The sequence below is a fragment of the Azospirillum argentinense genome, assembly GCF_000632475.1.
GTDB classification, from domain to species: Bacteria; Pseudomonadota; Alphaproteobacteria; order Azospirillales; family Azospirillaceae; genus Azospirillum; species Azospirillum baldaniorum.
The window spans coordinates 686,510-706,324 of sequence record NZ_CP007794.1; the positions used below are offsets into that span (position 1 = coordinate 686,510).

Here is a 19,815-nt window from a genome sequence, read left to right on the forward strand (position 1 = left end):
CGGCTTCGGACACGCAACGGCTTCGGAATCGGACCGCCGACCGCGGCGGTCCGATTCAGGCGACCGGGGCGGTGAAACCGCGCACCGCCCCCCGTGCCCTGCCTTCTCAGCCGCTCACGGCTTCAGACACTCACTGCCCGTTCATCGCCGCGGTCAGCGCCACCAGGAGATCCCGCATGCTGCGGGGGCGGTCCTGCCAGCGCATCGACAGGCCGCTCAGCAGAACCTTCTCGAATCCCGGCGGCACCGTGGCGCCGCCTTCGGCCAGACGGGGCACCCGGTCGCTCATGAAGCGGCTGGTGGCGTCGGGCGGCGTCTTGCCGGTCAGCGCGTAGTAGGCGGTGGCGCACAGCGCGTAGACGTCCGTCCAAGGCCCTTGCTTGCCGTCCGGTGCGTATTGTTCGGGCGGGGCGTAGCCCGGCTTCAGGATCACCGTCAGATCGGCGCTCTTTCCAGCGGCGTGGCGCGCCGCACCGAAATCCAGCAGCTTGCGCTCACCACCGCTCGTCAGGAAAATGTTGTCGGGGCTGATGTCGCGGTGGATCAGCCCTTGCTCGTGCACGGCGTGCAGCGCCTTGATGATCGGCGACAGCAGGATCAGCGTCTGGCGCGCCGCGATCCGCCCGCCGCTTTCGGCGACGTGCCGCTTCAGGGTCCGGCCGTCGAGAAGCTCCATCACGAGGTAGGCGGTCTCGTTCTCCTCGAAGAAGTCCTGGACGCTGACGATCTCCTTCACCTCCCGCAGGCGGGCGAGCATTCGCGCCTCCTCCAGGAATTTCGCCAGGCCGGCCGAGAAGCTCCGTCCGTGTTCGTCGGAAAAGGGAACGACTCCCGACGATCCGGCGGCGCGGGACACCAGATTGGCCGGATAGAACTCCTTCACCGCGACCTTGATCTGAAGCCGTTCGTCCCAGCCAAGATAGGTGGCGCCGAATCCCCCCTGCCCCAGGACGCGGCCCACGAGATAGCGGCTCAACAGCCGCGTTCCCGGAAGCAGATGGACGCCGGCGCGGTTCTGGACGCGGACCGGGTAGCCGCAATCCCGGCACGCCTCGCGCGGAGCCTTCGGAACGAAGCAGGCCGGGCACAGGCCCGGCGCGGCACCGGCGGCCGGAGCCTCCACCGTCACGGCGGCGAGGCTGACCGGCGGGGCGATGCCGCGGACTGGGGGCGCCACCACGGTCGGCAGAGCCGTCGCGCCGCAAGGTTCGAAGGCGGCCCCCGTTCCCCCCTGCGTGGCCGGCGGCGACGGCTTGGCCGAGGGCAGCGGCATCTGGCTCAGCCGGTCCAGCAACTCGTAGAGGCGACGCACCTCCGCCTGGGCGATGTCGTCGCCCTGGGCGCCGGCCAGTTCGGCTTGGAACGGCGGCTGGCGGACGGTTTCCAGGATGTGCTGGCGCAGGACCGAAAGCGCCGCGTCATCGCCGACCAGACCGGAACAGGCCAGTTCCGCCAGCCGAATGATCCGGCGGCGCGGCAGCGGTTCGATCTGGCGCAGGCGCTGGACGAGCCGGCCCCGCCGAACGAACTCGTCGACCACCGAGGCCGCACGGGCGGCGATCCGCTCGCGGTCGTGGTCCGGCAGGGCCGACCCGCGAATGGCCTCCACCGCGCCGGTCAGGGCCTGCCGCACCAGCGCCGTATCGGGCGTCTGGAGCACCATGTTCTCCACCAGCAGCTCGTTCTTCAACGCGGCGTCCAGCGCGTCCACGACCTCGCCCAGGTGTCGTTCCGCGGCGGGCACCGCGGAGACGCCGGTCAGATAATGGATTCGGCAGATCAGGTCCGGCTGCGTTTCGCTGAGCCCGACGATGGACCGCCGGTAGGCGCTCGCCCCGCCCTGTTCCAACCGGCGGGAATAGCGGACGGTCAGGGCGTCGGCCATGGCGGCTCCGCCGGTCAGCCCTGCCGGCGACAGCAGATGACCCATCAACGTCCGCAACAACTCCGCTTCCTGTTCCGCGGTCCCGCGCCCGAGCGGCTGCGGCGCGCGGAGCTGGCGCCGGATGCGCTCCAGCACCATGACGCGGGCGGCGGGCAGGCGGCCCTGGCGGAACAGGCCGTTGAGAACGCCCAGCCGGTTCGGCCCGAACGCCTCCATTGGCACGCGTCCGAACAGAAGGTTGCACAGCGTGACCAATGGCGACCCGCCAGCCGGTGTGCCGCCGAACAGCTCCTGGGTGGCACCGGGCGAGGCCAGCACGTCGCCGATCACCTCGTCCAGCGCCACGGACAGGGCGTCCTGCCGTTCCGCCGGGAAAAGCTGCATTAGCGCATCGAGCTTCGACGTCCAGGTGCGGCATTCCTCCAGTTCCATGGAGAGCGCCACGCGCAGGTCGAACACGGCGTCGCCGGTCGGTGACTTCGCCGGTGCGCTGCGCAGGATGGACTCAATGAGGGTGCGTCCTCGCGCCAACCCCGAAAAGGCGGTCTGGGCGGCCCGCGCCTTTGCCACGGTTTCGGAAACCGCGTTGTCCAGCGCGCGGCGGCGGGCCTTCGCCTCCTGGCCGGGAAGGCGGGCCTGCACCGTCGCGATCCGGCCCAGGGCGGACTCCATCTGTGTGGCCTTGGCCTGGAGCACCTTCAAATGCCGGCTGTTGTGGATCAGCTCCGTCGGGGTCAGCACGAGGCCGTCGAGATGCTGACGCAGGACGATGCCGATGACCATCCGCGCCGGTCCCCCATGATAGTCGGCAAGCGTGTGGCACAGCACCGCCTCGTCGAGCGCGCCGGCGGGGCCGATCGCTCCTGCGGAGGCGGGTGTCCTGGAGGCGGGCATTGACACAGGCGGCCTTTGGGCGGGATCGGCGCGGCGCGCGGATGGCGTGAACGGTCCATCATAGTCCGGGCGATCCGGTAAACAGCCGGTATACGAGGGCCAAAATGGCTGATCGGTCCGGTTGCGCTGCACGCCGGGCTGTTTGCGCAAAGGTGTTGCAAGAGGGCATCGGGGACGGCCGACGGCACACTTTTGCGCGCAGCCCCGCCCTTCCCTTCCCCTGCGGGCTGTGCGATACCCGGACGATACCGGCGCCCAACCACCGCCGGCAGGAGGTCCGGATGCGGCAGGTCGAGTTGGACCAGGGAATCGGCGCCCACACCCTTACCCACACTCTTACATTGAATCGCAGCGCTGCGAACGGCTCTCTGGAGTGCACGCTGTGCCCGGAGCGTGGCGGTGTCGTGGCCAGCCTCGCCTGGCGCGGCGCGAACGGCACCATCGACCTGCTTCGCCCGGCCTCCGACTGGGCGCTGCGCCACGGCTCGGCCATCGACATGGGCTGCTTTCCGCTGGTGCCCTTCTCCAACCGCATCGCCGGGGGGCAGTTCACCTTCGACGGGCGGGCGGTGCGGCTTCCGCTTGACGGGGATGGCAACCCGCACGTCATCCATGGTCATGGCTGGCGCACCGCCTGGACGGTGGAGGACGCCACCGCCTCATCGGCGCGCATGGTCTTCCGGCACCCCGCCGATGCTTGGCCCTGGCGCTGCCGCGCGACGCAGACCGTGGTGCTTGAGGAGGACGGGGCCAGCCTGACCCTCTCCCTCGTCAACGAGGACGACACGCCGATGCCCGCCGGGATCGGGCTGCACCCCTATTTCCCGAAACCGCCGGGCACGCGGCTGACCGCCCGCGTCGGCGGCGTCTGGCTGAACGGCCCGACGATCCTTCCGGTGGAGCGCGTCGCGGTGCCGCCCCGCTGGGACTTCACGACGGGGATCGTCATGGACCGGACCGTCCTGGACAACGGCTTCACCGGCTGGGATGGCGTGGCGGCGCTGGACTGGCCGACGCTTGATCGGCGGCTGTCGATCGAAACGGACGGGCCGTTCGGCCATCTCATCGTCTACGCGCCGCCGGACGCGGACTATCTCTGCGTCGAGCCGGTGTCCCACATGACCGACGCGGTCAACCGCCCGGAAGAGCCGGACACCGGCCTGCGCCGTCTCGAACCGGGCGAGGAACTGATCGGCACCATGCGCCTGCGCCTGGAAACGCTCGCCCGTTGAGAGCCGGTCCGCAGCGTCAGCGGCACCGCACGAAGGTGGCGCCGAAGGCCGGCGGGTCCAGCGTCAGGAACAGGCGGTCCAGCCGCGACGCCTCGGCGGCATCCAGGCGCAGCACGCCTTCCGGCAGCCCCTCTTCCCCGCCGAAGGCCAAACCCTCCGCCAGATCGCCCTCGCCGGGCGCCAGCGGGCCTTCCAGCGGAAAGGCGGCAATGCGCGGGTCGTGCAGGCTGAAGCCGCCGTCGTTGGTGATCTCCAGGTAGGAGGTCCGGCAATCGTCGATGGGCGTCCGGGTGGCCGGATCGGCCTTGGCCCAGCGGCCGGTCAGGGCCGGCAGGTCCACCGTGCGCTTCGCCGGGACCGACTTGGCCTGGCCTTGGCCGATGGGCTGAACCGGGCGTTGCGGGGCGGACGTGGTGACGGTCAGAGGCTCGTCCGCCACCGGGGCCCGGCGGACGGCCAGTTCCGTTTCCAGCGCCTTGGTGCGCTCGGTCATCTGGCGCGCCAGACAGGCCGCCCGGTCCTTGCCCTTCTTCGGGTCGGCCAGATCGGCCTCCGCCACCGGACAGGCAGCGTCCCGCCGCTGGACCCAGGCGCGCTGGCCGGCGGCAACCGCCTCCTCCCCCGCCTTTCCCGCCTCGTCGGTCAGACCCCGCAACGCCGCATCGAGCTTCTCGGCGGTGGCGGCCAGAGACGTGTCCCGACAAAGCAGCAGCGCCACGGGCGCCTCTCCGGCGCAGTCCGCGGGCTTGGCGGCCTCCCCGCTGGTGTCCGCCGCCATGGCCGTTCCGGCCATCAGCATGCCCGCCAGAAGAATCGCTGCCCGCATCGCACTCATCCCTTACGCCGGAAACGCTTCCAGGACGGCCTTCACCTGCCGCTGGAAATCCTGGTCGCTGCGATAGCGCGTCAGGACCGTCTTGTCACGCTGAACGAGGAAAAAGATGTCCTCCCGGCTGGGCAGCGAACGCGGGTTGGGCTTGTCCAGCAGTTCCCCGTTCCAGCCGATGCGCGCCATGAAATAGACGGCGCGGGAATTCAGCATGAACAGCTTGTTGTCCGGTGCCAGTTTTTCCCGGCGCAGCAAGGCGTAAAGGTAATAGTTTCGTCCATGGAAATAGTTGATATAGATCGACTGCAGCGCGGCGAAGCGCTCGTCGGGACTGGTGTATTTCTTGATCTGCCGCTCCAGCTTGAACCCGGCAAAAAAATATTCCCGGGCCTCGTTCTCGAAGGAGAATGCGGAGCCACGGATCTGGGTGAGCTGCTCCCCATACTTGCGCAGAACACGCCCCATCAGCAGTTCGAGGAACCGGCGTTCCGCCGCGAAATCGTCGCGGCTCTGCTGAATCAATTCGAAGACGTGGCGCAGATGATAGGGGTGTCGGACCACGATGACCGGAACGCTCGACGCCGGACGCTTTTCCCGTTCCCCCCGCTGACCCAGCATGGTCGCCGCCGGTGAGACCGAAGCGATCACCGAGGAGATGGTGTCCTGGATCTTCCAGCGCCGCTTCACCTGCGCCGATTGCCTGCCGATGTGGAAACGCGCCAGGCGGCGCTGCCACCGGCTGCGCCATGTCTCCTTCGGCGCCTTATGCGTCGGCAGGTTGCCAACGACCAACGGGTTGCCGAGCACGTCCGGCGGCGGCGGCAGCGGGTTGAAGTTGAAGTACTTGCCGGTGACGACGCCGCGCGTGGCACCGCCGGGCGCTCCGTCGCCCGCCGGAGCACCGCCACCCATGGACAGGCCCGCCAGCGTCGCCATTTCCGATGCACACCCTGCCTGCGTCGTTCCCATCCAACGGACCGGACCGGTGGACGGGGATCAGGTCTTTATAAGGCCGGCCGGGCAGCGATGAAAGACGCAACCGGTCCATTATGATACTGCATGTTTTTTGTGCAACCAGTTCGTGCCGCGTCTGCGAAGGCGCTCTGGTCTGCGCGAACTCTTCGATGGTACTATGCCCTGACCGTGCGGCGGTGGGCCGCAGGGGACCGGCCAGCGCAGACAACGGGTGGAACTTCATGGCGATCCACGTCGCTCTCAACCACAAGACCGTCTACCGTTACGACCGTTTGGTCAATCTGGGGCCACAGATCATCCGGCTCCGCCCGGCTCCCCACTGCCGCACCCCGATCCTCAGCTATTCGCTGCGCGTCACCCCGAAGCATCACTTCCTGAACTGGCAGCAGGACCCCCAGTCCAACTATCAGGCCCGTTTCGTCTTCCCGGAGAAGACCCGCGAATTCGTGATCGAGGTCGATCTCGTCGCGGAGATCGCGGCGATCAACCCGTTCGATTTCTTCCTGGAGGAGAAGGCCCAGACCATCCCCTTCGCTTATGAGCCCTGGCTGGAACGCGAACTGCGCCCTTATCTGGAGGTGGAGGAGCCGGGGCCGCTGCTGGCCGACTACATGACCGGCATTTCGCGGGAGCCGGCGGCGTCCATCAACTTCCTGGTCGACATCAACCAGCGGCTCCAGACGGACATCGGCTACGTCATCCGCCTGGAGCCCGGCATCCAGACCTGCGAGGAGACGCTGGGCAAGCGCACCGGGTCCTGCCGCGATTCGGCGTGGCTGCTGGTGCAGATCCTGCGCAACCTCGGTCTGGCCGCGCGGTTCGTCTCCGGCTACCTGATCCAGCTCACCGCCGACCAGAAGGCGCTCGACGGACCGTCCGGTCCCGAAGAGGACTTCACCGACCTGCACGCCTGGACCGAGGTGTTTCTGCCCGGCGCCGGCTGGGTCGGCCTCGACCCCACCTCGGGCCTGCTGGCGGGTGAAGGGCACATCCCGCTGGCCTGCACGCCCGACGCGTCCTCCGCCGCCCCCATCTCCGGCCTCATCGACGAGTGCGAGGTCGAGTTCGGGCACGAGATGTCGGTCACCCGCATCTATGAGGCGCCGCGCGTCACCAAGCCCTACACGCCCCGGCAGTGGGCGGGGATCGAGGCGCTGGGCCACCGCATCGACGAGGAGCTGACCGCCGGCGATGTGCGCCTGACCATGGGCGGCGAGCCGACCTTCGTCTCCATCGACGACATGGACGGGGCCGAGTGGAACACCACGGCGCTCGGCCCCAACAAGCGCAAGATGGCCGCCGACCTCGTGCACCGGCTGGCCAACCGCTTCGCGCCGGGTGGGCTGCTGCATTTCGGCCAGGGCAAATGGTATCCCGGCGAATCGCTGCCGCGCTGGGCGATGACTGTCTACTGGCGCCGAGACGGCGAGGCGCTGTGGGCGAACAGCGACCTGCTGGCGCGCGAGGACACCGACTACGGCCACACGGCGGAGGATGCTGGCGCCTTCCTGGTCACGCTGGCCAAGAAGCTGGGGCTCGACCCGGCGCTGGTGCTCGCCGCCTACGAGGACCCCTGGCACTATCTGCGCCGCGAATCGCTGCTGCCGGTCAACGTCGATCCGCTGGACAGCAGGCTGGAGGACAAGGAAGAGCGCGCGCGCCTCGCCCATGTCTTCACCCGCGGCCTGAACGAGCCGGTCGGCTTCGCCCTGCCGATCAACCGCAAGGTGACCCAGCAGGGGCCGGTGTGGCTGTCCAGCGCGTGGCCGCTGCGCCAGGAACGGCTGCTGCTGATGCCGGGCGACAGCCCGGTCGGCTTCCGCCTGCCGCTCGGCTCGCTGCCCTGGGTGGCGCCGCAGGACTATCCCTATTCCTGGGAGACCGACCCGTTCGAGGAGCGGGCGCCGCTGCCGCCCAACCGGGTGCCGCTGCGCCAGCACGCCATGCGCGAGGAGGCCGGACGCCAGGACGCCTCTCGACGGAACGAGCGCGTCCAGCGCGCCATGGCCGAAGTGCGCAGCGAGATGCCGGAGCACGGCAAATCCGCCTGGTGGGTGGTCCGCACCGCCCTGACCTGCGAGGCGCGCAACGGCCGCATCCACCTCTTCCTGCCGCCGATGAACACGCTGGAGGACTATCTGGCGATGCTGGCGGAGATCGAGGCGACGGCGCTCGAACTGGACATGCCGGTGGTGATCGAGGGCTACCAGCCGCCGAAGGACCCGCGCCTGAACTCGCTGGCCGTCACCCCCGACCCCGGCGTGATCGAGGTGAACATCCACCCCTCGCACAGTTGGGACGAACTGGTCCGCAACACGCTGGAGCTGTACGAGGACGCCCGCCAGTCGCGGCTGGGCGCCGAGAAGTTCATGATCGACGGGCGCCACTGCGGCACCGGCGGCGGCAACCATGTGGTGATGGGCGGCGCCACCGCGGCGGACAGCCCGTTCCTGCGGCGGCCCGACACGCTGCGCAGCCTGATCGCCTTCTGGCAGAACCACCCGTCGCTGTCCTACGCCTTCTCCGGCATGTTCATCGGCCCGACCAGCCAGGCGCCGCGCGTGGACGAGGCCCGCGACGACGCGCTCTACGAGCTGGAGATCGCCTTCAACCAGATCGACAAGGCCGCCGCCGCGGGCGATTGCCCGCCCTGGATGGTCGACCGCGTGCTGCGCAACCTGCTGACCGACGTGCAGGGCAACACCCACCGGGCCGAATTCTGCATCGACAAGCTCTATTCCCCGGACAGCTCCACCGGGCGCCTCGGGCTGGTCGAGTTCCGCGCCTTCGAGATGCCGCCGCACGCGGAGATGAGCCTGACCCAGCAGCTTCTGCTGCGCGCCCTGGTCGCGCGCTTCTGGAAGGCGCCCTACAAGGGCAAGCTGGTGCGCTGGGGGACGGAACTGCACGACCGCTTCATGCTGCCCTACTTCGTGCAGCAGGATCTGGCGGACGTCGTCGCCGACCTGCGCGATCACGGCTATCCCATCGAGGAGCGCTGGTTCGACCCGCACATGAACTTCCGCTTCCCGGTCTACGGCCACGTCAACCAGCGCGGCATCTCGCTGGAACTGCGCATGGCGCTGGAGCCGTGGAACGTCCTGGGCGAAGAGCCGGGCGGCGGCGGCACCGTGCGCTACGTCGACAGCTCGGTCGAGCGGGTGCAGGTGCGGGTCACCGGCCTGACCGATGCGCGCTACGCCATCACCTGCAACGGCCGCCGCGTGCCACTGATCCCCACGGGGACGGAGGGTGAGTTCGTGGCCGGCGTGCGGTACCGGGCGTGGCAGCCGCCCTCCTGCCTGCACCCGACGATCCCGGTGCACACGCCGCTGGTCTTCGACATCCTGGACCTGTGGGCGGGCCGCTCCATCGGCGGCTGCACCTACCACGTCATGCATCCGGGCGGTCGCAACTACGACACCTTCCCGGTCAACGCCAACGAGGCGGAGGGGCGGCGCCTCGCCCGCTTCTTCCCCTTCGGCCACACCCCCGGCCCGATGGACGCACCGGCGGAGGAGCGCAACCCGCAGTTCCCGATGACTCTCGACCTGCGGCGCGGTTGACCGGGCATCCCCCGGCCGGAATACGCCTTTCGGCTGGGGGGCACCGATGCGCCGCTTGCATCGGCGGGACCGGGCGTTCACACTTGCTGCGCATTGCACCGCCGTGAACGTACGATCCGAACCTTGGCTGACCGCGATTCGCCCTTTCTTGACCCCAGCGCGCCCCCTCCTCCGGGGCTGCGTCCGGTGCCGTTCCTCCAGGGATCGCTGTTCGGCGAGGCCGACGCCATGGGCTACGGCCGCGGCGAGGTCTATGACGAGATGGTCACCGGCCAGGGCCGCCTGCGCCCGCACTGGCAGACCTTCATGGGCACGCTGGGTCCTCTCGACCCGGAACTGATGGCCGAGCGGTGGGAGGAGGCGCGGCGCCTGCTGCACCAGAACGGCGTCACCTACAACATCTACGGCGATCCCAAGGGGATGGAGCGGCCCTGGCCGCTCGACATGGTGCCGCTGCTGATCCCCTCGCACGAGTGGAAGGCCGTCGAATCGGGCCTGATCCAGCGCGCCACGCTGTTGAACGCGGTGCTGGCCGACATCTACGGGCCGCAGACCCTGACGCGCAGCGGGCGGCTGTCCCCGGCGGTGATCCACGCCGATCCCGGATTCCGCCGCGCCGTGCACGGCATTCCGGTGCCCAACGACATCCACCTGCATTTCTACGCGGCGGACCTCGCCCGCGCGCCGGACGGGCGGTGGTGGGTGTTGTCCGACCGCACCCAGGCGCCGAGCGGCAGCGGCTACGCGCTGGAGAACCGGGCGGTGCTGGCGAAGGTCCTGCCCGACAGCTTCCGCCACTGTCAGGTGGAGCATCTGTCGCCCTTCTTCGAGGCGTACAAGGAAACGCTGCTGTCGCTGAGCCCGCGCCGCGACCAGCCGCGGATCGTCCTGCTGACGCCCGGCCCCTACAACGAAACCTACTTCGAGCACGTCTATCTGGCCCGCTACCTCGGCATCACGCTGGTGGAGGGGGCCGACCTGACCGTGCGCGACCGTCAGGTCTATCTGAAGACCCTGTCGGGGCTGGAGCCGGTGGACGTCATCCTGCGCCGCCTGGACGCCGATTTCGCCGACCCGCTGGAGCTGCGCGCCGACAGTTCGCTGGGCGTGGCCGGGCTGATCGAGGCGGTGCGCGCCGGCAACGTCGTCGTCGCCAACTCCCTCGGCTCCGGCTTCCTGGAATCCATGGCGGTCAAGCCGTCGCTGCCCATGCTCTGCCGCCACTTGCTGGGCGAGGAGCTGAAGATGCCGGGCGTCGCCGTCTGGTGGTGCGGCAACGACGACGAGCGCGCCTACGTCATCGAGCATCTGGACGGGCTGGTGGTGAAGCCGGCCTTCCCGTCCCTGTCCTTCGAGCCGATCTTCGGCGCCGACCTGTCGGCGGCGGAGCGCGCCGCCCTGGTCGAGCGCATCAAGGCCCGCCCCTGGTGCTACGTCGCGCAGGAGCGGCTTGCGCTGTCCACCGCGCCGATCTGGCAGGGCGGGCGGCTGCAGCCGCGCCCGCTGGTGCTGCGCGTCTTCCTCTGCGCCCGCCCGGATGGCAGCTACACCGTCATGCCCGGCGGCCTGACCCGCGTGTCCACCGAATCCGGGAAGCTGGTCGTCTCCATGCAGCGGGGCGGCGGCAGCAAGGACACCTGGATCCTGTCCGGGCGCCGGGCCGAGGCCACACCGGCGACGCCGCGCCCGCAGCCGGCCCAGGAACCGCAACCGGTGCCCAAGGCGGCTTCCGCCGACCTGCCCAGCCGGGTGGCCGACAGCCTCTACTGGCTGGGCCGCTACGCGGAGCGGTCGGAGGGCACGGTGCGCCTGCTGCGCTCCACCCATTCCCGCCTGACCGACGGCAACGTGCCGGGCGCGTCGCTCCAGCTCCGCCCGCTCCTCCATCTGATGGCCTGGGAGGGCATGATCCCCTGGGACCTGACGCGCGTCACGGCGCTCGGCGGCGGGCGGGCGTTGCGGGCGGCGCTCTACAGCTCGGTCGTCGATCCGGACCATCCCAACAGCCTGCGCGCCCAGGTACAGCGGGTGCACCGCACCGCCTATTCGGTGCGCGACCGCCTGTCGCTCGACATGTGGCGGGTGGTGACGATGCTGGAACGGCAGAGCCAGCCGCCGGCGCACAAGCTCGACGCTGCCGCCATGCTGCTGCGGCTGGACGACCTGATGACCAGCCTCGCCGCCATCGCCGGGCTGGAGCAGGAGAGCATGACGCGCGGCCAGGGCTGGCGCTTCCTCGACATCGGCCGGCGCATCGAGCGGGCGCTCCACATCATTTCGGTGATGCGCGGCATCCCGGTCCACACGCTCGACCGCCAGGACGAGCCGGTCCAGGTGGCGACGCTGAGCGTGCTTCTGGAGCTGGGGGAGAGCGTGATGACCTATCGGTCCCGCTACCTGACCAGCGTGCGCCGCCGCCCGGTGCTGGAACTGCTTCTGGCCGACGACTCCAACCCGCGCGCCCTGGATTTCCAGCTGGCGGCGCTGGAGCGGCACGTGGCGGCCCTGCCCAGCGGGTCGCAGGCCGTGCCGGGCGACACGGCGGCCTCGGCCCGTTCGATCCTTGGTGCCGCCCGCGCCTCATTGCGCGCACCGGACGCGCTGGGCTCGGGCGCCGCCCTGCACACGCTGCTGGACTCGCTCGCCCTGTCGCTGCCCGAGATTTCCAACCTCCTGACCCACGCCTATTTCAGCCATGCCTTTGCCCGACCGGCCTGACCTTTCCCCGACCATGGCCGGCGCGGCCCCCGCTGACGTTCCCTCCGGCGACGGTTTCGGCGTGCGCTTCCGCGTGCGCCACACGACCCGCTACGACTATGGCGAGGACGTGTCGGTGTCGCACCATCTGCTCCACCTGACCGCCCGGCCGCACCCGCGCCAGCGCGTTCACCAGAGCGCGCTAACCATCCTGCCGGCGCCGGCGGTGCAATCGTCCCACACCGACTATTTCGGCAACACCGTCACCTACGTCGCGATGCAGGAGCCGCACCGGCACTTGGTTGTCACCGCGGAGAGCGAGGTCGAGGTCGGCCCGCCACCGCCGCTGGACGCCGCCTCGACTCCGTCCTGGGAAAGTGTGCGGGATTCGCTGGGCGGCCTGAGCGGGCCGGAGGACGGGGCAGAGGTGGTCCAATACCGCTTCGACAGCACGCTGGTGGCGGCCAGCCCGACGCTGCAGGATTACGCCGCGCAGTCCTTCACGCCCGGCCGTCCGGCGGCGGAGGCCGCGCTGGACCTGATGCGGCGCATCCACGACGATTTCACCTTCGATCCCGCCGCGACGACGATCGCCACCCCGATGGCCGAGGTGATGCGGCACCGCCGCGGCGTCTGCCAGGACTTCGCCCACATCGTGGTCGGCTGCGTGCGCGCCATGGGGCTGCCGGCCCGCTACGTCTCCGGCTATCTGCGCACCCTGCCCCCGCCGGGCCGGCCGCGTCTGGTCGGCGCCGACGTCAGCCACGCCTGGGCGTCCGTCTGGTGCGGCGCCGAGACCGGCTGGATCGACGTCTGCCCGACCAACGCGCGCCGCGCCGATCAGGACTTCATCACCATCGCCTGGGGCCGCGACTACGACGACGTCAGCCCCGCCCGCGGCGTCCTGATGGGAGCCGCCGGCCACACGCTGTCGGTCAGCGTCGATGTGGAACCGCTGGAGGAAAACGGGGCGTCCTGATCTGGCACGGCCGTCGCATTTGGCCTTTTTAGCCATCTCCCCCTCCGGGGAGAGGGTGGCCCGAAGGGCCGGTGAGGGGGATGTGCATTTGCCGGACGTACCGACACGCACATCCCCCTCACCCTAACCCTCTCCCCGGAGGGGAGAGGGGATTCGGAATGCACCCTTCGACCGATGGTCACTCCGCCGGCTGAGGGTGCGCACCCGTGGGGTGGCCGGCGGAGCCGTCCACCGCCGGGAGGGGCTTCTTCTTGGCGATGTAGCTGTAGACCGTCGGCACCACGAACAGCGTCAGGAAGGTGCCCAGCAGCATGCCGCCGACGATCACCGCGCCGATAGCCTGCCGGCTCTCCGCACCGGCCCCATGGGCGTTGGCGAGCGGCACGGCGCCCAGCACCATGGCGCCGGTGGTCATCAGGATCGGGCGCAGGCGCAGCACGGCGGCCTCCTCCACCGCCTTGCGGATGTCCACCCCCTCGCGCTGGAGCTGGTTGGCGAACTCCACGATCAGGATGCCGTGCTTGGTGATGAGGCCGACGAGCGTCACCAAGCCGATCTGGCTGTAGACGTTCATCGTCCCGCCCGTGAAATGCAGGGCGGCCAGCGCGCCGGTCATCGACAGCGGCACCGTCAGCATGATCACGAAGGGATCGATGAAGCTCTCGAACTGCGCCGCCAGCACGAGATAGATGAAGGCCAGCGCCAGGATGAAGACGAAGTACAGGCCCGTCGCCGATTCGCGGAACTCGCGGCTCTGCCCCGCATAGTCGGTCTGGGCGGTGGCCGGCAGCACGCGGTTCGCCGCCGCCTGGAGATAGCCCAGCGCCTCGCCCAGCGAGGTGCCCGGCGCCAGCGTGGCGGTGATGGTGACGGAGCGCAGCTTGTTGAAGTGGTTCAACTCCTTGGGCGCCACCCGCTCCTCGATGTGGACGAGGTTGGCGAGCGAGATCATCGCCCCGGTGCTGGTGGCCACACCCGCCTCCGCCGCCATGGTCGGCGTGCCGCGGACGTAGATGGAAGCGATGTCGTCCGGGTTGCGGCGGTCGACGTCGCCGACCTGGACCACCACATCGTACTGCTTGCCCTCCTTCTTGAAGCGCGTGACCTGCCGCCCGCCCAGAAGGGTTTCCAGCGTGCGGCCCACCGTCTCCACATCCACCCCGAGGTCGGCGGCCTTGTCACGGTCGATGGTGATGCGCAGTTCCGGCTTGTTCAGCTTCAGGTCGGTGTCGAGGTTGGTCAGGCCGGGGAACTTCCGCGCCTCCGCCATCAGCCCGTCGACCATCTTCTGAAGCTCGTCGTAGGGCAGCGAGCTTTGGATGACGAAGTTGACCGGCTTGTCCACCGGGCTCTGGCCCAGCGACGGCGGATTGGTGACGAAGGCCAGGATGCCGGGAATGCCGAACATCTTGGGGAAGAGCTGGGCGGTGATCGCCTGCTGCTTCACGTCGCGCTCGTCCCAGTCGATCAGACGGACAAAGGAGATGCCCTGGTTGACCACCGGGAAGCCGACCACCACGAAGAACTTCTCGACGATGGGGATCTGGCGGAACAGGTCCTCCATCCGCTTGGCGTAGCTTTCCGTGTAGTCGAGCGTCGAGCCCTCCGGCGCGATGGCGATGCCGACGATGGTGCCGCGGTCCTCGACCGGCGCCAGTTCCGACTTCAGCCCGGTGAACAGCGTGTAGCTGAGCCCCGCCACCACCGCGCCGACCAGCAGCACCAGCGGACGCGCCTTCAGCGACAGGCGGAGGATGGACCGGTAGCCGTTGGTCAGCCCGTTCAGCAGCCGCTCGATGGTGTTGTAGAGCGCGTTGTGCTTGGTCTGGTGCTTCAGCAGCTTGGAGCACATCATCGGCGACAAGGTCAGGGCGACGAAGCCCGACACGATCACCGCCCCCGCCAGCGTCAGCGCGAACTCGGAGAAAAGGCGGCCGGTGCGGCCGGTCATGAAGCCGATGGGCGCGTAGACCGCGGCCAGCGTGATCGTCATCGCGATGACCGCGAAGCCGATCTCCTTCGACCCCTGCAAGGCCGCCTGGAAGGGCGGCACGCCCTCCTCGACGTGGCGGTAGATGTTCTCCAGCATCACGATGGCGTCGTCCACGACGAGGCCGATGGCCAGCACCATGGACAGCAGCGTCAGCGTGTTGACCGAGAAGCCGAAGGCGTACATCAGCGCGAAGCCGCCGATCAGCGACACCGGGATGGTCACCAGCGGCACCAGCGTGGCGCGGAAGCTGCGCAGGAAGACGAAGATGACCAGAACGACCAGGACGATGGCCTCGAAGATCGTGCTGAACACCGCGTCGATGGACTTGGCGATGAAGACGGAGCTGTCATAGCCGACATCCACCCCCATCCCCTCCGGCAGGGCGGCGCGGATCTTCGGCAGCGCCTCGTTCACCGCCTTGGACACGTCCAGCGGGTTGGCGGTGGACTGCTTGACCACGCCGATGGCGACGGCACCGCGCCCGTTGAAGCGGGCGCTGACCCGCTCGTCCCGCGCGCCCAGCTCGGCGCGGCCGACATCCTTCAGCCGGACCATATAGCCGCCGTCGTCGCGCAGGATGATGCGGTCGAACTCCTCCGGCGTGCGCAGGTCGGTTTCGGAGACGACGGTGAACTCCCGCGCCTTGCTCTCGACGCGGCCCGCCGGAATCTCGACGTTCTGCTTGCGCAGCGCGTTCTCCACATCCTGCGGGGTGACTCGGTAGGCCGCCATGCGCTGCGGGTCGAGCCACAGCCGCATGGCGAAGCGCCGCTCGCCGAAGATTCGCACCTGGGCGACGCCGGGCAGGTTCTGCAGCCGGTCCTTGACGTAGCGGTCGGCAAAGTCCGTCACGTCCAGCGGCGAATGGCGGTCGGAGGAGAAGGCCAGATAGATGATCGGCTGCGCGTCGGCCTCCACCTTCGCGATGACCGGCTCGTCGATCTCGTTGGGAAGCTGGGCGCGCACGCGGCCGACGCGGTCGCGCACGTCGCTGGCCGCCGTGTCGACGTTGCGGTCCAGGCGGAAGCGCAGGGTGATCTGGCTCTTCTCGGCGCGGCTGATCGAGGACATCACGTCGATGCCCTCGATGCCCGACAGCGAGTCCTCCAGGATCTGGGTGACTTGGCTTTCGATGATCTCGGCCGACGCGCCCTTGTAGGTGGTCTCCACCGTGACGACGGGCTCGTCGATCTTCGGGTATTCGCGCACCGACAGGCGCTGGTACGACACGATGCCGATCAGCATGAGCGCGAGGCTCATGACCGTCGCCAGGACGGGCCGGCGGATGGAGATGTCGGAGAGGACCATCGGCTCAGCTCCCCGCCGGCTTGTTGTTCACGACCACCACCGGGGCGCCGTCGCGGATCTTCAGTTGGCCGGCGGTCACCACCACGTCGCCGGGCTGCAGGCCGGCGGTGATCTCCACCTCGGCGTTGCGGCGCTCGCCCAGCGTGACGGTGGTCTGCACCGCCTTGCCCTCCACCACCTTGAAGACGAACTGCTTGTTGCCGAAGGCGCTGACCGCCTGCTCGGGCACCAGCACGGCGTTCGGGGTCTGGTCCAGCGTCAGGGCCACCCGGGCGAACAGGCCGGGGCGCAGGGCGCCGTCGCTGTTGGGGACGCGGGCGCGGATCACCACGGCGCGGCCGTTCACGTCCACCAGCGGGTCGATGGCGTAGACCGTGCCGTCGAAGGTCCGCCCGCCGAAGGAGTCCACGGCGACCTTCAGGGTCTGGCCGGTGCGGACGGTCGGCAGATACAGCTCCGGCACCCGGAAATCGAGCTTCAGGATCTCGATGGCCTCCAGGTTCACGATGTCCTTGCCCGCCGCCACCACGTCGCCCACCGAGACCTTGCGCAGGCCCAGCACGCCGTCGAAGGGTGCCGTCAGGGTCAGCTTCTCCAATTGCGCCTTGGCGAGTTGCACCGCCGCCTCGTCGGACTGGAGCTTGGCGAGCGCCTGCTCGCGGTTGCGGGCGGGGCCGGTGCGCTGGCGGTACAGCTCGTCGGCGCGGGCCAGCTCGGCGCGGGAAAAGGCGATGCTCGCCTGCGCCTGGGCAAGGGTGGCGCGGGCGATGGAGTCGTCGAGCCGGATCAGCACCGCCCCCTTTTTCACCGCCTGCCCTTCCAGGAAGGCGATCTCGGAGACCTTGCCCGCCACCTCGGGCCGGATGACCACCGATTCGCTGGACAGCAGCGAGCCGACCGCGGTGACCTGACGCGACACGGTGCCGGTCTTGACCGGCGAAGCCTCCACCGGCATCGGCGGCGCCCCGCCCGGCGGGCCGCCAGCCGTCGAGCCGCCGGCGGAGGCGCCGCCAGGGGACGGAACCTTGCCGGCGAGGAGCGTGTTGATGGTTCCGCCCTGCTTGACGAAGTACCAGTAGGCGCCGCCGCCGAGAGCGACCAGAACCAGAAGGGCGACGATGCGAAGCGTGTGGCGCATGGATACGGAACCCGCACAGGCCCGCTGGCCCGCCGGGCGGGCGCGCGGGGCGTTTCGTGTCAACCGGGCCGCTGTGAGGGGCGGACGGTAAACTGAACTATATCGTTCAGTTCAGTTCCGGAGTCGAGACGGTTGCAAGGGTTCAGGCGCGCGACGGCGGCGGATCGGGCTGCACAACCCGGCCCTTCTCCATCTCCAACCGCTCCCCATCGGGAAAAATCACCGCCAAATCAGCGGGTTGACCGGGGGCAACCGCGGTGCAGCCACCGCGTGGACGAACCGGCGCGCCATCGAGGCAAAGTCCGGGCGCGCAACAGGGCGCTTCGCCCGCCGGTAGAACCGCACGAATCCGATCGCCTTCGATGCGAACATCGGCAACCAAGACGCCATCCGCGCCGGGTGGCGGGGTGCCCTCGCCGAGGTCCGGGGAGTCGATGCGGGCGCGCTTCAGCCAGAACTTCCCGGACGCCAGCAGTCGCGCAAGCAGGCAGGCGGAGGTGGACGCGCTCATTCCCCGATCCGATGCAGTGGCGGCAAGACGGTCGTTCGGCCGACGGTTCAGCCTGTCACGGAAGCGTAAAGGAAGTTTTGCTCCGGTTGGACTCTTGAAGACATCCGGGAAATCGGCGATGTGACAATCCTTGGTTCTCCGACCCTCGCGTCCCAAGGGGTGCCCGATGCTGATCGCCCAGATGTCCGACCTGCATGTGACGGCCCCCGGCACCGCCCCGACCACCGCCTACGACACGAACGCTCGCCTCGCCGCCGCGGTGGCCCATTTGAACGCGCTGGTGCCGCGCCCGGACCTCGTCCTCATCACCGGCGACCTCGTCAACGGGCCGAAACCCGGCGAGTACGCGGCGCTGTCCGCCCTGCTGGAATCGCTCGCCATCCCATTCCGCGTGCTGCCGGGCAATCATGACGACCGCGCGGAACTGCGCCGGACTTTCGCCGGCACCGGCTGGATGCCCATGAATGGTCCCTTCCTTCACCACGCGGTGGAGGGGTTTCCGGTCCGCATCCTGATGCTCGATTCGGTCATCCCCGGTTCGGCGGTGGGCGGCCTGTGCACCGACCGGCTGTCCTGGCTGGAGGAGCGTCTGGCCGAGCAGCCGGAGCGGCCGACCGTGCTGGCGCTCCACCATCCGCCTTTCGACACCGGGTTGGCCTTCCTGGACACGTTGCGCTGTCTGGAGGGTGCGGAGGAGTTGGGACGGCTGGTGCGGAGCCGTCCCAACGTCCGGGCCGTTCTGTGCGGCCACACCCACCGCCAGACCGCGGTCGCCTGGAAGGGGGCGCACGGCTACGTCGCCCCGTCCGTGGCCTACCAGATCGCGCTGGATCTGGCGCCGGAGCCGCCCTACCGCTGGACGGAGGAGCCGTCCGCGCTCGCTCTTCATCAATTCCGACCGGATGGTACGGTGGTGACGCATCTGAGCGTGATCGGCGATTATCCCGGCAGGGAGTTTTCCCGCAAGGCCAGGAACTCCTGAAAGTTGGCGCAGCGTCCGGCGGCCTGCGCGGCCATGTAGGCGGCGTTCAGGGCACGCTTGGCGTCCAGGGCGGCGGCGAAGCGGTGGCGCAGCGCGGCGTCGGCGATCCGCAGCCCGTCGCCGTCCAGCCGGTCGAGCACATGGCGGTAGCAGAGGTCCGCCCGCGTGCCGCTGTCGGCGGAGCAGGTGATCGACCCCTCCCGCTGCCGGTATTCGTACAGCGGCTCCAGCACGAGCGGCAGGCGGCCCAGCCGGTCGAGGACCTGGACGTTGAAGACCACGTCGTCGCAGAAATCGACCCCCTCCTCCCAGCCGGGAACGAGGTCGCGGCGGACCACGAAAAACATCGGAACGGAGGTTCCCAGAAAGGCCGCCGCGTCCAGCGTGGCGGTCCCGGCACCGGGCGGGAACAGGGTGGAGAGCGGCGCGCCGTCGCTGTCGCGCACCACCGCCACGTTGTCCGCCGCCGCCCCCTGCGCCGCCGCCAGAGGGGCGAGCCGCGCCAAGCGGTCCGGCTCGAACCGGTCGTCGGCGTCCAGCGGGGCGATCAGAGGCAGGCGCGCGCAGCGCAGCCCGGCGTTGCGCGCCGCCGGGGCGCCGGACCCGACGCGGCCGGTTCCGGTGAAGGTCAGGCGTGAGTCGGCGATGCCGGCGGCCGCCAGAAGGGCGCGGTAGTCGGCGCCGTCGTCGCTGACCACCACCGCTTCCCAGTGGGGAAAGCTCTGCGCCAGCAGGCTGGACACGGCGCGGGCGATGGTGCCCTGCGCCCGGTAGGCCGGAATGATGACCGAGACGCCCCCGCCGCTGCCCTCGTCCATGCACCGCC

At 69.5% G+C, this 19,815-nt stretch carries 12 protein-coding genes; 5 read left to right on the forward strand and 7 right to left on the reverse strand.

Annotated elements, in window-relative coordinates; genetic code table 11:
- Window positions 1-130: 130 nt before the first annotated feature.
- On the reverse strand, window positions 131-2,779 hold the full coding sequence (locus ABAZ39_RS17275; RefSeq protein ID WP_040134139.1) for a serine/threonine-protein kinase: 2,649 nt from the start codon (window positions 2,777-2,779) through the stop codon (window positions 131-133).
- Between the two features lie 281 nt (window positions 2,780-3,060).
- Between ABAZ39_RS17275 and ABAZ39_RS17280 the strand changes: the two genes are divergently transcribed.
- Window positions 3,061-4,011, forward strand: coding sequence for an aldose 1-epimerase (locus tag ABAZ39_RS17280; RefSeq protein WP_063922675.1), 951 nt, complete (start codon window positions 3,061-3,063; stop codon window positions 4,009-4,011).
- A 16-nt stretch (window positions 4,012-4,027) separates the two neighbouring features.
- On the opposite strand, the gene ABAZ39_RS37550 is transcribed toward ABAZ39_RS17280, so the two are convergent.
- Entirely contained in the window at window positions 4,028-4,837 is an 810-nt protein-coding gene (locus ABAZ39_RS37550) for a lysozyme inhibitor LprI family protein (RefSeq protein ID WP_040134141.1), read from the reverse strand.
- A gap of 12 nt (window positions 4,838-4,849) precedes the next feature.
- Window positions 4,850-5,776, reverse strand: coding sequence for a hypothetical protein (locus ABAZ39_RS17290; protein WP_040134142.1), 927 nt, complete (start codon window positions 5,774-5,776; stop codon window positions 4,850-4,852).
- Window positions 5,777-6,036: 260 nt separating this feature from the next.
- On the opposite strand from ABAZ39_RS17290, the gene ABAZ39_RS17295 reads away from it, so the two are divergent.
- The 3 genes from ABAZ39_RS17295 to ABAZ39_RS17305 all read left to right on the forward strand — a co-directional run bounded on the left by ABAZ39_RS17295 (window position 6,037) and on the right by ABAZ39_RS17305 (window position 13,057).
- Window positions 6,037-9,381 (forward strand): transglutaminase family protein, encoded by a 3,345-nt coding sequence (locus ABAZ39_RS17295; protein ID WP_040134143.1) that lies wholly within the window; start codon window positions 6,037-6,039, stop codon window positions 9,379-9,381.
- 123 nt (window positions 9,382-9,504) lie between these two features.
- Window positions 9,505-12,099 carry a circularly permuted type 2 ATP-grasp protein gene (locus ABAZ39_RS17300; protein ID WP_247881709.1) on the forward strand — a complete coding sequence of 865 codons (2,595 nt, stop codon included), beginning with the start codon at window positions 9,505-9,507 and terminating at the stop codon, window positions 12,097-12,099.
- Between the two features lie 13 nt (window positions 12,100-12,112).
- Window positions 12,113-13,057, forward strand: a complete 945-nt coding sequence (locus ABAZ39_RS17305; RefSeq protein ID WP_040134144.1) for a transglutaminase family protein — start codon at window positions 12,113-12,115, stop codon at window positions 13,055-13,057.
- 178 nt (window positions 13,058-13,235) lie between these two features.
- Here the strand turns inward: ABAZ39_RS17305 and ABAZ39_RS17310 are convergent, their stop codons facing one another.
- From ABAZ39_RS17310 to ABAZ39_RS36195, 3 genes are all read right to left on the reverse strand, one after another.
- On the reverse strand, window positions 13,236-16,358 hold the full coding sequence (locus tag ABAZ39_RS17310; protein WP_040134145.1) for an efflux RND transporter permease subunit: 3,123 nt from the start codon (window positions 16,356-16,358) through the stop codon (window positions 13,236-13,238).
- Between the two features lie 4 nt (window positions 16,359-16,362).
- Entirely contained in the window at window positions 16,363-17,496 is a 1,134-nt protein-coding gene (locus ABAZ39_RS17315; RefSeq protein WP_040134146.1) for an efflux RND transporter periplasmic adaptor subunit, read from the reverse strand.
- A 142-nt stretch (window positions 17,497-17,638) separates the two neighbouring features.
- The gene (locus ABAZ39_RS36195; protein ID WP_160174836.1) at window positions 17,639-18,007 is read right to left on the reverse strand and encodes a hypothetical protein; all 369 of its coding nucleotides are present in this window, start codon (window positions 18,005-18,007) and stop codon (window positions 17,639-17,641) included.
- A gap of 166 nt (window positions 18,008-18,173) precedes the next feature.
- Here ABAZ39_RS36195 and ABAZ39_RS17320 point away from each other — a divergent pair, with 166 nt between their 5' ends.
- Complete coding sequence (locus ABAZ39_RS17320; RefSeq protein ID WP_040134147.1) at window positions 18,174-18,989, forward strand: phosphodiesterase; 816 nt, start codon at window positions 18,174-18,176, stop codon at window positions 18,987-18,989.
- On the opposite strand, the gene ABAZ39_RS17325 is transcribed toward ABAZ39_RS17320, so the two are convergent.
- Complete coding sequence (locus ABAZ39_RS17325; RefSeq protein ID WP_040134148.1) at window positions 18,947-19,807, reverse strand: glycosyltransferase family 2 protein; 861 nt, start codon at window positions 19,805-19,807, stop codon at window positions 18,947-18,949. The two genes, ABAZ39_RS17320 and ABAZ39_RS17325, sit on opposite strands and share 43 nt — an antisense overlap.
- Between the last annotated feature and the right edge of the window lie 8 nt (window positions 19,808-19,815).

Bases quoted from the DNA above. Each gene is read 5' to 3' on its own strand.
- ABAZ39_RS17275 (WP_040134139.1), bottom strand. From the start codon at position 2,779: ATGCCCGCCTCCAGGACACCCGCCTCCGCAGGAGCGATCGGCCCCGCC.
- ABAZ39_RS17280 (WP_063922675.1), top strand. From the start codon at position 3,061: ATGCGGCAGGTCGAGTTGGACCAGGGAATCGGCGCCCACACCCTTACC.
- ABAZ39_RS37550 (WP_040134141.1), bottom strand. From the start codon at position 4,837: ATGCGGGCAGCGATTCTTCTGGCGGGCATGCTGATGGCCGGAACGGCC.
- ABAZ39_RS17290 (WP_040134142.1), bottom strand. From the start codon at position 5,776: ATGGCGACGCTGGCGGGCCTGTCCATGGGTGGCGGTGCTCCGGCGGGC.
- ABAZ39_RS17295 (WP_040134143.1), top strand. From the start codon at position 6,037: ATGGCGATCCACGTCGCTCTCAACCACAAGACCGTCTACCGTTACGAC.
- ABAZ39_RS17305 (WP_040134144.1), top strand. From the start codon at position 12,113: ATGGCCGGCGCGGCCCCCGCTGACGTTCCCTCCGGCGACGGTTTCGGC.
- ABAZ39_RS17310 (WP_040134145.1), bottom strand. From the start codon at position 16,358: ATGGTCCTCTCCGACATCTCCATCCGCCGGCCCGTCCTGGCGACGGTC.
- ABAZ39_RS17315 (WP_040134146.1), bottom strand. From the start codon at position 17,496: ATGCGCCACACGCTTCGCATCGTCGCCCTTCTGGTTCTGGTCGCTCTC.
- ABAZ39_RS36195 (WP_160174836.1), bottom strand. From the start codon at position 18,007: ATGAGCGCGTCCACCTCCGCCTGCCTGCTTGCGCGACTGCTGGCGTCC.
- ABAZ39_RS17320 (WP_040134147.1), top strand. From the start codon at position 18,174: ATGCTGATCGCCCAGATGTCCGACCTGCATGTGACGGCCCCCGGCACC.
- ABAZ39_RS17325 (WP_040134148.1), bottom strand. From the start codon at position 19,807: ATGGACGAGGGCAGCGGCGGGGGCGTCTCGGTCATCATTCCGGCCTAC.